Raw genomic sequence first — 13,040 nt, forward strand, 5'->3', positions numbered from 1 at the left:
GTGTCGGCGCCGGACGACACGGGTGTGCGCCGTGTGTCCTCATGCCGGCGCCGCGCGAGCCTCTACGGTGAGTTCTTGAAATCACCAACCACGGAGAACATTTCATGACCGCCACCACCGGAAACACCAGCAAGCTCTGGGAGCTGATCAAGGACACCCGCTACGGCATGCTCACGCACCGCCATGCCGACGGCCAACTGCACAGCCACCCGCTGACCACGCAGAACAAGGACGTCGACGAGAACGCGACGCTCTACTTCTTCGTGCCGAAGGACGGGGAGATCGCGCGCCACGTCGCGACCGACCCGACCGTGAACGTCTCCTACGCCAACACCGACGACGACAGCTACGTCTCCGTCTCGGGCCATGCGGCGCTGCTCGAAGACGCAGCCAAGAAGGAGGCCCTGTTCAACAAGATGGCCAAGGCCTGGTTCCCCGACGGACCCACCGACCCGAACCTGGGCCTCCTGGCGGTGAGCGTACTGCGCGCCGAATACTGGGACGTGGACGACAGCAAGATGGTGCAGCTGTTCAAGATGGCCAAGGCCGCGGTCACGGGCAAGACGCCGGACCTGGGCGAACACAAGAAGGTCGCCGTTTCCTGATGCGTGCAGTGCCGCCAACGACAACGACAGCGACGACAGCGCCGGCACCGCACCGCTGGCAATTCATCCGCGTCGGGGGCGCCGACCAGGTCATCTTCCGCACGGGCGAGGACATCGCCCGGCTCGGGGAGCTGGACCAGAAGCTGTGGGTCGCCCTCGCCTGCCCGACGCGCGGCATCGACTTCGATGCGCGCACGCTGGACCTCATCGATGCCGACCGCGACGGCCGCGTGCGGCCGCCCGAAGTGGTCGCGGCCTGCGAATGGGTGTGCGCGCGGCTGCGCAACCCCGACGTGCTGCTGCAAGGCAGCGATGTGCTGGCGCTGGACGACCTGGATGCCGGCAACGCCGATGGCGCGCGCCTGATCGAAGAGGCGCGCCGGCTGCTGCAGATCCAGGGCAAGCCCGACTCGGCCACGCTCACGCTGGCCGACATCGCCGACCGCGGCGAGCTGCTGTCCGCGATGCGCTTCAACGGCGACGGCGTGATCACGCCCGCGACGACGCAGGACGACGCCGTGCGCGCGACGGTCGCCCAGATCATGCGCACCCACGGCAGCGTGCCCGACCGCCACAAGCAAACGCCGGGCGTGGACCGCGCCCGCATCGAAGCGTTTTTCGCCCAGGTGCAGGCCGCGCGCGACTGGCACGCCAAGGCGGACGCCAACGACCGCACGCTGATGCCGCTCGGCGAGCCCACGCTGGCCGCCGCCGACGCCACGCGCAAGGTGCAGGCCAAGCTCGACGATTACTTCGCGCGCTGCCGCGTCGCCGCCTTCGACGTGCAGGCCGTCGCGGCATTGAACCCCTCGCCCGAGGCCTATGACGCGCTGGGCGCGAACAAGCTCGACCTGAGCGCCGACCCGATTGCCGACCTGCCGCTCGCGCCCGTCACGCCGCGCTGCGTGCTGCCGCTGCACGGCAACCGCATCAACCCCGCGTGGACCGAAGACATCGCCGCGTTCGCCGACCGCGCCGTCACGCCGCTGCTGGGCGCGCGCGACGAACTCGCGGAAACGGAATGGCTCGCCATCAAGCAGCAGCTCGCGCCGCTGCAGTCGCTGATGGCCCAGCGGCCCGACAACGCCGCGGCGTCGCTGTCGCTCGCGCAGCTCGACGCGTTCCTGCAAACCCGCGAAGCCCTCTTCGCGTTGCTGCACGACGATGAAGCCGCCGAGACGCACAACAACCTGCTGGTCGATCTGGAAAAGCTCATCCGGCTGCAGCGCGACCTGGTCGTGCTGCTCAACAACTTCGTCTCGTTCAAGGCCTTCTACCGGCGCGAGGGCGCGATCTTCCAGGCCGGCACGCTGTACCTGGACGGCCGCAGCTGCGAACTCACGGTGCAGGTGCAGGACACGGCCAAGCACGCGGTGCTGGCGGGCCTGGCGAAGACCTGCCTCGCGTACTGCGACTGCACGCGCCAGGGGCAGAAGATGAGCATCGTGGCGGCGTTCACCGCGGGCGACATCGACTTTCTTTTCGTCGGCCGCAACGGCGTCTTCTACGACCGCCAGGGCCGCGACTGGGACGCCACCATCACCAAGCTGATCGAGAACCCGACCAGCGTGGCGCAGGCCTTCTTCGCGCCCTACAAGAAGTTCGTGCGGGTGATCGAGGAGCAGGTGGCCAAGCGCGCGGCCGCCAGCGAGGCCGCGGGCCAGGGCACGCTCACGGGCTTTGCGACCAAGCTCACGACCGCCGACCAGACTGCGGCGGGCGCGGCCAAGGCGCCCGCGACGGCGCCTCGCACGGCCGGCCGCGTGGACGTGGGCACCGTGGCGGCCATCGGCGTGGCGCTCGGGAGCATCAGCGCGGTGCTGGTCGCGATCTTCGGCAAGTTCATCGACCTGGGGCAGTGGATACCGGTGGCACTCGTCGGCATCGTCGCGGCGATCTCCGGGCCGAGCATGCTGATCGCGTGGCTCAAGCTGCGCCAGCGCAGCCTGGGGCCGATCCTGGACGCGAGCGGCTGGGCCATCAATGGGCGCATGAAGGTCAATGTGCGGCTGGGCGGCATGCTCTCGCAGACCGCGCACGTGCCGCCGGGCGCGCGGCGGGTGGCGCGCGACCCGTACCGCGAGCGGCATGGCACCACAGGTTTCGCCGCAGCGGTGGTGCTGGCGCTGGCGCTCGTCGTGCTGGCCTGGCGCATGGACTGGCTGGACAACCGGCTGCCCGCCGCGCTGCAGCATTCGCCGACCGCCGCCGCATCGCAGGTGACGCCGCCTGCCCCGGCCTCGTGACTTGAGGGCGGGTTGAAAACGCCCGGGAGCGCCGCCATTTCATTCGGACCTGCCGATTGAAAGAGGCGCTCCCATGGGCTCACGCGACGAATTCCTTCTCGACTCCTACTCGGCCACCGTCACCCAGGTGGCCCACACCGCCAGCGCGGCCGTCGCGCACATCAAGGTCCGAAAGCCGCCGCAGCGCGGCACTGCGGGCGGCCAGGGCAGCGGCTCCGGCTTTCTCTTCACGCCCGATGGCTTCGCCATCACGAACGCGCATGTGGTCGAAGGCGCGAGCGAGTTGCGCGCGGCCTTCGTCGACGGCACCGAGAGTGCCGCGCGGCTCGTCGGCATCGACGCATCGACCGACATCGCGGTGCTGCGCTTCGAGTCGCACCCGAGCGCCTTCCTGCCGCTCGGGAGTTCGGCGGGCCTGCAGCCCGGGCAGTTGGCGGTCGCGGTCGGCAACCCACTGGGCTTCGATTTCACCGTGACGGCCGGCATCGTGAGCGCGCTGGGCCGCAGCCTCCCTTCGCGCGGCGGCCGGATGATCGAGGACGTGATCCAGACCGATGTGGCGCTGAACCCCGGCAACTCGGGCGGCCCGCTGCTGGACAGCACCTCCCAGGTCATCGGCGTGAACACGGCGGTGATCCCATCGGCGCAGGGACTGAGCTTCGCGGTGGCCATCGACACGGCGCGCTGGGTGGCCGGCGAGCTGATGCGCCACGGCACGGTGCGCCGCGGCAAGCTGGGCGTGCAGTGCGCGGCCGTGCCGCTGCCGCGGCGCTGGGTGCGCGAGAACGAGTGGCCGGTCGCGACCGGCGTGCGGGTGGTCGAGGTGGTGGCGGGCTCGGCTGCGGCGCGCGATGGCCTTCGCAGCGGCGACATCCTGGTCGGCTGCGACGGCACGCCGCTCGCGCAGCTGTCCGACCTGCTCAAGCGGCTCGCGGGCGAAGGCTACGGGCGCCCGCTGCTGCTCAAGCTATTGCGGCCCGTGGCGGGGACGCTGACGCCGTTCTACCTGACGGTGTCGCCGGGCGGCTGATCGCCGCCGCGGTTCAGAACCGGTCCACGTCGATCACCGCCTGCGCGAAGGCCTCGGGCGCCTCCTGCGGCAGGTTGTGGCCGATGCCGCCCTGCAGCGTGCGGTGCGCGTACTTGCCGGTGAACTTGTTGCGGTACTTCGACGGATCGAGGAACGGCGCGCCGTTGGCATCGCCCTCGAGCGTGATCGTGGGCACGCCGATGGCCGGGGCCGGGGCGAGGCGCTTTTCCAGCTCGTCGTAGCGCGCCTCGCCGGGGGCGAGGCTCAGGCGCCAGCGGTAGTTGTGCATCACGATGGCGACATGGTCGGGGTTGTCGAACGACGCGGCGCTGCGCTCGAAGGTGGCGGCATCGAACTTCCACTTCGGCGATGCCGTCTCCCAGATGAGCCTGGCGAATTCGCGCCGGTACTGCGCGTAGCCCGCCTGGCCGCGCTCGGTCGTGAAGTAGTACTGGTACCACCAGTCGAACTCGGCCTTGGGCGGCAGCGGCTTCTTGCCGGCTTCCAGGTTGGTCATGAGGTAGCCGCTCACCGAGACCAGCGACTTGCAGCGCTCGGGCCACAGCACCGCCAGGATGCAGGCGGTGCGCGCGCCCCAGTCGAAGCCGGCGATGCTGGCCTTCTGGATCTTGAGCGCGTCCATCAGCGCGATGATGTCCAGCGCCACGGCCGACTGCTGGGCATTGCGGACGGTGCTGTCCGAGAGAAAGCGCGTGGAGCCATGGCCGCGCAGGTGCGGCACGATCACCCGGTAGCCCGCCGCCGCGAGGATCGGTGCGACGTCGACGAAGCTGTGGATGTCGTAGGGCCAGCCGTGCAGAAGAATCGCGACCGGGCCATCGGCGGGGCCGGCTTCGGCATAGCCGATGTTCAGGAGCCCCGCATCGATCTGCTTGATCGCAGCGAACGATGTGTTGCCCCCGGTCCTGCCCAGCGACGGCGCCACTTTGGCTCCCACGCCCTGTGCGTTGGCGCTCCCCACGATGCCGAACTGCGCGGCGGTGATCGTTGCGGCGGCCGCGCCGAAAAAGATGCGGCGGTGGCGGTTGATTTCTTCGGTCATCTGCTTCTCCAAAAGCGTTTGCGATGGAAGCATTGGACCGGCGCGGCGTATCCGCGATGTGTCCTCGAACAGGGGGTTTTGAATGCCCGTGTACGGATCGGGCAGGCAGATACAGTGGGCTACAAAACTCTGGCGGGCCGCGTTGCACAAAGCCCGGGGATCAGGGGATCTGGCGTCAGCTGCGGGGCCGCAGGTCCCACTCCTGGATGAAGTGACCGACCCGCAGCTTCACGCGCGCGATGGCGGCGTCCCAGGTGAGTTGCTGGGTGATCACGAGCACGCCGCGGGGAACGCCACCGGAGCTCAGGCTCGCCATGCCGACATAGCTGCCACCGCCGGTCCGGGTGAGCACGAAGGAGCCGGTCCAGTGCGCCGGCAGGTCGATGGCGAGGGGGGTTGCGTCCATGAGGGGGTCGAGCGTAGTGGCTCGCCCCCGTCGCCCCAAGGAACTATTACCAGTGCGGCGATAAATTCCGTGTGACTTGTTTATTTGTCCACGGTGATGTTCGCCGTCTTGATGATGCGGGCCCACTTCTCGCGCTCGGCATGCATGAAGTCGCCGAAGCGCTGCGGGCTGCCGCCGCCGTCTTCCGCGCCGAACTGGTCCAGCCGCGCGATCACGTCCGGCATCGCAAGCACCGTGTTCACATCCTTGTTCATGCGATTGACAAGCGCCGGATCCATGCGGGCCGGCCCGACCAGGCCGAACCAGATGCTCGCCTCGTAGCCCTCGAAGCCCGACTCGGCCAGCGTGGGCACCGCGGGAAAGCTCCTGGAGCGCTTGGCGCGCGTCTGCGCGATGGCCGTCATCTTGCCGCCGGCCAGGTACTGCGTGGCCGTGGTCATTCCCTCGAAGCTGTACTGCACATGGCCGCCCAGCATGTCGGTGACCAGCGGCGCGGAGCCCTTGTACGGCACGTGCAGCACGTCGATGTTGGCGCGCGCCTTGAAGAGCTCCAGCGCCAGGTGCTGCGCCGAGCCGTTGCCGGCCGAGCCGAAGATGATTTCCCCCGGCCGGCTGCGGCACAGCTCGACCAGCCCCTTGAGCGTCCTGACCGGCTGGTTGCTCGCGCAGATCAGCATCTGCGGCGTGGCGCCGACGAGCGCGATCGGCGCGAAATCGCGCTCCGCCGAATAGCTCAGCGACTGCAGCCCGGGCGCGATGCCGTGGCTGTTGATGTGGGCCATCAGCAAGGTGCTGCCGTCGGGCTGCGACTTGGCCACGTCGCCCGCCGCGATGATCCCGGCCGCGCCCGCCTTGTTCTCGACGACCACCGGCACGCCCCACATCGCGCCCAGCTTCTGGGCCAGCAATCGCGCGAGCACGTCGGTGCCGCCGCCGGGCGGGAAGCCCACGACGATGCGCACCACGCTCTTGGGCAAGGTTTGGGCGAACGCGCGCGTTGCGGCCAGTGGCGCCAGCGCGGCCGCGACGGCGCCGCCTGTGAAGAGTCTTCGTTTCATTTGTCTTGTCTCCTGTTTTTTTTCGGGTGTCAGGCGGCGAGCGCCGACGCATGCGGCATGCGGAATCCGCAGGCCTCGAGATCGGCCGCGAGCATCGCGCGCTGCGCCGCCTCGATCTCCACGAGCGGCGGGCGCACCGTTGCCCAGCCGGCGTCGCCGGTCTGCCGCGCGATGGTGGCTTTCATGGCCGCGATCATCGGCAGCTTCTGGAAGGCCGCGCGTGTCTCGTTGAGGGCTTTCTGTTTGTCGTCGGCGCCGGCGTCGGTCCAGTGTTCGTACAGATCGACGATGGCTGCAGGGTTCACATTGCCCGTGGCCGTGATGCAGCCCGCGCCGCCGGCGCGCAGCGTGGGCAAGAGCACCGTCTCGGTCCCGGCGAACACGTCGAAGCCCTGCGGCTGGAATTCGCGCAGCAAGGCGGCGGTGTTGTTCCAGTCGCCCGAGCTGTCCTTGATGCCGGCCACCGTGCGCGGATAGGCCTTGAGCAACCGCTCGGTCAGCGCCAGGCTGAGGCCGACCTGCGCCACCGGCGGGATGTGATACAGGTAGATGCGCAGCCGCTCGTCGGCCACCGCGTCGATCACCCGCGCGAAGCTGCGAAAGAGGCCCTCGTCGGACACGCCCTTGTAGAAGAACGGCGGCAGCATCAGCACCCCGGCACAACCGGCCGCCACCGCATGCCGCGTGAGCTCGATGGTGTCGCCGGGCGCGCAGGTGCCGGTGCCGGGCATGAGGCGCTCGGGCGGCACGCCGTCTTCCAGCAGCGCATCGAGTAGGCCCCGCTTCTCCGCGACCGTCAGCGAATTGGCCTCGGAGTTCGTGCCGAAGACCGAGAGGCCCACACCCGTGTCGAGCAGCCAGCGGCAGTGCCGCACGAAGCGCGGCACCGACGGCGAGAGGTCCGCGTCGAACGGCGTGAGCACCGGCGAGAGCACGCCGCGCAGCCTGGGTGCGCTCGCTGCGTTCATTGCACCGAGCCCCACTTGCCGTACTTCTGCACCGCCTTCTCGTCGAAGCCGAAGCCCAGCCCCGGCGTCTGGTGCAGCACGACGCGGCCGTTCTTGTGATCGAGCTGACGGTCGACCAGGCGGCGGAAGTTCAGCACCTGGTCGTCCCAGAAGAACTCCACATAGCGCGCATTGGGCGTGGCCGCCACGAGCGGCGCGTGCACGTCGTGGAACCAGTGCGGGCACATCACCACGCCGTGGCTGGACGCCGTCGCGGCGATGCGCCGCCACTCGGTGATGCCGCCGCACACGAGCGCATCGGTCTGCAGGATCGAGGCGGCGCCCTTGTCCAGCAGCTCCTTGTGGTACCAGCGGCCGTAGCCGATCTCGGCGGTCGCCACCGGGATGCGGGTGAGCCGCGCGAGCTTGGCGTGGCTGTCGATGTCGTCGGGGCCGAAGGGCTCTTCGATGAAGTACGGGTCGTAGGCCTCGAAGCGGCGGATGTACTGCATGGCCTGGGTGGTGTCGACCCAGCCGTTGTTGCAGTCCATCATGAGTTCGACGTCGGGGCCGACGGCGTCGCGCGCGGCCTTCAGGCGCTCTTCCTCTTCCCTGGGCGAGAGGCGCCCGGTCTTCATCTTCACGGCCTTGAAGCCCTTGTCGACGTAGCTGGCCATCTCCTGGCCCAGCATGGCGGGCGTCTTGCCGTCGAGGTAGTAGCCGCCGCTCGCATAGGCCGGCACCGAGTCGAGCTCGACCGCGCCCAGGTACTTGTGCAGCGGCAGGCCGTGCGTTCTCGCGTTCAGGTCCCACAGCGCCGTGTCGAGCGCGCTGAGGGCGCGCATCACCGTGCCCGAGCGCCCCTGCAGCAGCGACTCCTGGTACATGGCGGACCACAGGCCTTCGACGGCGTACGAGTCCTTGCCGATGAGCACCGGCGCGAGCAGCTGCTCGACCGCGGTGGCAAAGAGCGCGCCGCCCGCGCTCCCCACGTAGCAGAAGCCGATGCCCTCCACGCCCTCGTCGGAGCGGACCTTGACGAGCCCGTAGTGGCGAACGCTCACGGTGCGGTTGGAGAACGAGGTCACGCGGTCGAGCGGAACGGCGGCGGCGCAGAAATGGATCGATTGAATCTTTGGCAAGGAAGTCTCCAGGAGGGTTGTGCGAATCGGCCCCGCGGGCTCGGATCGGAATGAATTCTGGAATTCTTCAAAGCAAAGAAAAATGGTTGTTTCATATCTTCTGAAGCAGTAAATTGTTTCTTCCACTTCGAGCCCTTTCGAGCCCTTCGACACCTTCTCCATGGATTCACGCTTCCTTCAGAGCTTCGTCTCGGTCGTCGAACTCGGCTCGATCGCCGAGGCCGCGCGCCACCTGGACATGACCCCCGCCACGATCGCGCAGCGCGTGCGCGCGCTGGAGGCGGACATCGGCAGCCAGCTGATCGTGCGCTCGGGGCGCACCGTGCGGCCGACCGTTTCCGGTGCGCGCATCCTGGCGCGGGCGCGCAATGTGCTGCGGGAGCTGCGCGACCTGCAATCCGAGGCCTCCGACACCGAGCTTCCCGCGGGGCCGCTGCGGCTCGGCGCGATTCCCACGGGGCTCATGGGCATCGTGCCGCTGCTCTTGAAAGACTGGGTGCGGCGGCATCCGCACATCCGCATCTACATCGAGCTCGGCACGAGCACGGCGCTGTATGGCCGCGTGATGGCGGGCGAGCTCGATGCGGCGATCCTCGTGCATCCGGTGTTCGAGCTGCCCAAGACGAACAACTGGCACACCCTGCGCGAAGAGCCGCTGGTGCTGCTGGCGCCGGCGCGCATGAAGGTCACGGATGCGCTGGCCACGATCGCGCGCGAACCGTTCATCCGCTACGACCGCCAGGTCGTCGGCGGCAAGATGGCCGACGACTACCTGCGCCAGCGCGGCATCCGCCCCAACGTGCGCGTCGAGCTCGACGGTATCGAGTACATCGCGAAGCTGGTGGCCGAGGGGCTGGGCGTCTCGGTGCTGCCCGACTGGGCCGTGGTCGGTGCGCTCAACCGGGCGGTGAAGAAATGGCCGCTTCCATCGCCCTGCCCCACCCGTACCGTGGGCGTGCTCTGGCAACGCTCGACCGTGCGGGCGCCGCTGGTCGATGCGCTGCTGGACATCGCGCGCGGGCACTTCCCGCGGTAGGAGCCCTCCCGCACCACAAAGCGCCATCGGCCCCGCCCCGTTCGTCACGGACGGCGCACACAATGGCACGCCTCACTGCACCAGCCCTCGCCCGCATGACCCTCCACGAACTGTCGCCCCGCCTCGAACGAAGTCTCTGTGCAATCGGGCTTTGCGCGCTGCTCGCGCTCTCGGCCTGCACGGGCACCACCGAAGCCAAGCGCCAGGCCGAGAACAGCACGCCCCCGCCCACCGACTGCACCGCCTGGGTGGGCACCGACCGCAATGCGATGCTCCCCGGCTATCTGCTGCACCAGGGCCCCAAGGGCACGGGCAACACCGTCTGCGTGCCGCTGCTGCTCACGGCCAACCCCACGCCGGCCAGCTACGCGGGCGGCGACTATCACATCAGCGAATTCACCGACGACAAGCTCAAGGCCCGCTGGCGCGCCTGCAAGGAAGATGCGGCCTGCTTCAAGCGCATCGACGCGCAGATGCAGCGCTGGCTGCCGCCGAACATGGAGCGCGCCACGCGCTCCACCGGCGTGGTCGATCCGTCCGGAAAGATCGACCCCGAGGGGCAGGTGGACCTCAAGCAGATCCGCCGGCCCGCCTTCTTCGCGAAGGCGCCCTACCGCGAAGGCATTGCCGAGGCGGAGGGCCGCACGTACACGGTCGAATTCACCGTGCCACCCGATGCCTTCGAGCGCATCGATTTGAAGAAGACCGCCGACATCAAGCTGCGCGGCTGGTACATCGAAGGCGCCGGCGTGGACGACGGCAAGGGCCGCAAGGTGCGCGCGCTCGCGATCATGGCGCCGGGCGGCGGCGGGCAGCTCACGGCGATCCAGCATCCGGACGAGGTGTCCTACCGCACCGACGAGAAGACGGGCAAGACCACGCCCGTGAAGTTTCCCAACGCCACCACCGAGACCATGGGCCAGCGCTGGTGGCGCGAGAACCTGCATGCGCTGAACCAGGCCGGCTTCGACGTGCTGGCCTACGACCGGCGCGGCGAAGGGCTCTCGGGCGGCTTCAGCGACACCAACACGCTGGAGCAAGGCGAGGACGTGTTCCGCACGCTCGGGCAACTGGAAGACGGCCGGGGCCTTCGCATGCTCACGCCCTCGGGCGAAGTGCTCGAAGGCACCGCCGCGCGCGGCCGGCTGCTGGCGGGCATGAAGGCCAACGAGATTCCGCTGGTGCTGGGCGGCTACTCGCGCGGCTCGATGTCCACCGCGTGGGCGATGACCACCAACTACGTCGCCTCCTGCAGCTTCGACCTGCCGGAGGTCACCTGCGCCAAGCCGCGGGGCCTCAAGAACATCCGCGGGGCGATCCTGCTGTCGTCGTTCGCGAGCGGCGCGGGCTATGTGGGCGACGCGCCCGACCTCGCGGACCGCAACCTGTTTTTGGGTGGCATGGCGGCGGACCACCACATCCTTTTCTATCCGAACTCCGCCCCGCTCGCGGGCATGGACCGGTGGCCCGCGGCCTTCTTCGGCAAGGGGCTGTGGGACCGCGCGGAAACACTGGAAGGCACCGTCGCGGCCTACAACCGCATCCGCGGCGTGAAGGAGATCGTGCTGGCGCGCGGTCCGCATTCGATCGAGACCTGGCCCGAGTCCGACCGGCGCTACCTGCGCGAGCGCATGGTCGCGTATGCGAAGGTGGTGGTGATCGGCGGGCGCACCGTGCCGGGTGCGCGGTCGTGGAAGGACTTCAAGGGGCTGGTCGCGACCACGCCCGATTCGTGGGAGCCCTCGTCGCGGCCGAAGACGACGAGCGCCGCGCGGCCCTGAGGCGGGAAATCAGGTCAACGCCACCACCGGGTAGCGCCGCCAACCGGCCTCCGCGTGGCGCCGGCCGTGCGCGAAGATGAAGCCGAGGACTTCACGCGGATCGGAGAGCTTGTCGGGATGGCGCTTCTTCCATGCCTCGAAGGCGGCCCTCAGCGCCGGCTCTTCTTCCAGCATCCGGTGCGCCGTGTCTTCGAAAACGTAGTCCGAGAAGAACTCTTTCTTTTCGAGCACGCCGTTGAAGAAACCCCAACGAAAGAAGCTGTCGTGGGCCTCGGGCTCGAGCGTCTCGACGATGTAGCGGGCCTTGGGCTGGTCGAGCGAAATCCACACGTCGCCGGCGCGTGCATGCACGGTCTCGGTGTGCGCAACGAGCGCCACCTCGTCGTGGAACATGTGCCCTTCGTACGGGCCGGGGCGCGAAGCCACGCGCTCGATGCGGTACACGCGGGCGTTGTCGAAGACCTGGTCTTCTTCCAGCCTGCGCATCGCCACGCCGTTCCACGCCAGCCGCTCGATCACTTCGCGCCAGGCCTGCGGGACGAGATAGGCCTTGGGCGCGGCGACGGACGCGTCTTCCACGAAGCGGTCGAAGTACGGGATGTCTTTTTCCCAAGGCTGGTTGCGGTCGTAAGCCAGGCGCTGGTAGGTGCCCAGGCTGCTCGGCGAATAGACCGCTTCGTATCCCTTGAAGCGGAAGCTGTTCGGTTGGCTCTGGTCGGAACGCCACGACAGCGGCCAGCGCGTCCGCTGTGCCGCACCGGCCTTCGTCTCGCGACGCAGTTCCTGTATCTGCGCCGCATGCGCGACGGTGAAATCCAGCACCACCTCGACCAGCGTGCGCATCGCCGCCACGCGGTCGGCGTAGGGCTTGAGCATGTGCGTCTCGGGCATGAAGCCGATCGTGTGGTGCAGGGCCGCGTAGCCGGTCGAGAAACGCGGCATGTCGAGGAAATCGGCGATGCCGTCATCGGGCGTCTCGGCCACGCAGTTCACGTAGGGGCAGGTGGGCCATCCGCGCGCGTCCATGCCGCCGTAGATCGCCGGCAGCATGCGGCTGCGCAGGAACTGCCCGAGCCCGCCGCCGAGCTTGTCGGGCTGGGTCGGGATCAGCGTCATCGTGCAGGCGTAGTCGGCGCCGTTGGAGGTGTGGGTGTCGACCATCACGTCCGGATCCCACGCGGTGAAGAAGCGGTTGAACACCTGGGCGGCGAGGCTGTCGCACTTGATGAAGTCGCGGTTCAGGTCCAGGTGCCGCGCGTTGCCGCGAAAGCCGAACGATTCCGGGCCGAGCTGGTTCGCGCGCGAGGTGCTCTGCCGGTTGAGGCAACCGTCGACGTTGTAGACCGGGATGAAGAGGAAGACCGTGCTGCCCAGCGCCGCGAGCCGAGCGGGCTGCGTGCAGAAATCGCGCACCAGCGCCATGCAGGCATCGATGCCCTCGGGCTCGCCCGGGTGGATGCCGTTGTTGTTGAAGAAGACCGGGCGGCGCTGCCGCTGCAGCGACTCGCGGTCGAACTGCGCATCGGCGGTGACGATGCCCGCGTGCATCGGGATGCCGTTGTCGGAAGTGCCGATCTGCTGCCATCGCAGCACCGAGGGGAAGTCCTTGGCGAGCCGCTCGTAGAAGGCGATGCATTCGGCCCAGGTGGTCGTCTGGTTGCGGTTGCCGGCTTCGTACGGCGTGGGGTATTGGGGGGCTTGTTCGACTGGCATCGGGGAAGGCTCC

The 13,040-nt window shown here is 68.7% G+C and carries 11 protein-coding genes; 5 read left to right on the forward strand and 6 right to left on the reverse strand.

Annotation, left to right across the window (positions count from 1 at the left end; genetic code table 11):
- Nucleotides 1–104: 104 nt before the first annotated feature.
- From JC881_RS05530 to JC881_RS05540, 3 genes are all read left to right on the forward strand, one after another.
- Nucleotides 105–605 carry a pyridoxamine 5'-phosphate oxidase family protein gene (locus JC881_RS05530; RefSeq protein WP_198784647.1) on the forward strand — a complete coding sequence of 167 codons (501 nt, stop codon included), beginning with the start codon at nt 105–107 and terminating at the stop codon, nt 603–605.
- Nucleotides 605–2,851 carry a hypothetical protein gene (locus tag JC881_RS05535; protein WP_198784648.1) on the forward strand — a complete coding sequence of 749 codons (2,247 nt, stop codon included), beginning with the start codon at nt 605–607 and terminating at the stop codon, nt 2,849–2,851. The genes JC881_RS05530 and JC881_RS05535 overlap by 1 nt, the downstream gene beginning before the upstream one ends.
- 73 nt (nt 2,852–2,924) lie before the next feature.
- A complete protein-coding gene (locus JC881_RS05540) occupies nt 2,925–3,881 on the forward strand; it encodes a S1C family serine protease (protein WP_198784649.1) in 957 nt (318 codons plus the stop codon).
- 13 nt (nt 3,882–3,894) lie between these two features.
- On the opposite strand, the gene JC881_RS05545 is transcribed toward JC881_RS05540, so the two are convergent.
- The 5 genes from JC881_RS05545 to JC881_RS05565 form a co-directional block, all read right to left on the reverse strand.
- Nucleotides 3,895–4,944 carry an alpha/beta fold hydrolase gene (locus tag JC881_RS05545; RefSeq protein WP_198784650.1) on the reverse strand — a complete coding sequence of 350 codons (1,050 nt, stop codon included), beginning with the start codon at nt 4,942–4,944 and terminating at the stop codon, nt 3,895–3,897.
- 175 nt (nt 4,945–5,119) lie between these two features.
- Entirely contained in the window at nt 5,120–5,350 is a 231-nt protein-coding gene (locus JC881_RS05550; RefSeq protein WP_198784651.1) for a hypothetical protein, read from the reverse strand.
- An 80-nt stretch (nt 5,351–5,430) separates the two neighbouring features.
- Nucleotides 5,431–6,408: a Bug family tripartite tricarboxylate transporter substrate binding protein gene (locus JC881_RS05555; protein WP_198784652.1), complete on the reverse strand. Its 978-nt coding sequence runs from the start codon at nt 6,406–6,408 to the stop codon at nt 5,431–5,433.
- 29 nt (nt 6,409–6,437) lie between these two features.
- Nucleotides 6,438–7,376, reverse strand: coding sequence for a dihydrodipicolinate synthase family protein (locus JC881_RS05560; protein ID WP_198784653.1), 939 nt, complete (start codon nt 7,374–7,376; stop codon nt 6,438–6,440).
- Entirely contained in the window at nt 7,373–8,497 is a 1,125-nt protein-coding gene (locus tag JC881_RS05565) for a mandelate racemase/muconate lactonizing enzyme family protein (RefSeq protein WP_198784654.1), read from the reverse strand. The genes JC881_RS05560 and JC881_RS05565 overlap by 4 nt, the downstream gene beginning before the upstream one ends.
- A gap of 160 nt (nt 8,498–8,657) precedes the next feature.
- Here JC881_RS05565 and JC881_RS05570 point away from each other — a divergent pair, with 160 nt between their 5' ends.
- Complete coding sequence (locus JC881_RS05570; RefSeq protein WP_198784655.1) at nt 8,658–9,533, forward strand: LysR family transcriptional regulator; 876 nt, start codon at nt 8,658–8,660, stop codon at nt 9,531–9,533.
- Between the two features lie 95 nt (nt 9,534–9,628).
- A complete protein-coding gene (locus JC881_RS05575; RefSeq protein WP_198784656.1) occupies nt 9,629–11,314 on the forward strand; it encodes an alpha/beta fold hydrolase in 1,686 nt (561 codons plus the stop codon).
- Nucleotides 11,315–11,323: 9 nt separating this feature from the next.
- Here JC881_RS05575 and JC881_RS05580 read toward each other — a convergent pair whose 3' ends face one another.
- Nucleotides 11,324–13,027: a M14 family zinc carboxypeptidase gene (locus JC881_RS05580; protein ID WP_198784657.1), complete on the reverse strand. Its 1,704-nt coding sequence runs from the start codon at nt 13,025–13,027 to the stop codon at nt 11,324–11,326.
- Between the last annotated feature and the right edge of the window lie 13 nt (nt 13,028–13,040).

This window comes from Variovorax sp. IB41, assembly GCF_016405905.1.
In the GTDB taxonomy this organism is placed as follows: Bacteria; Pseudomonadota; Gammaproteobacteria; order Burkholderiales; family Burkholderiaceae_C; genus Variovorax.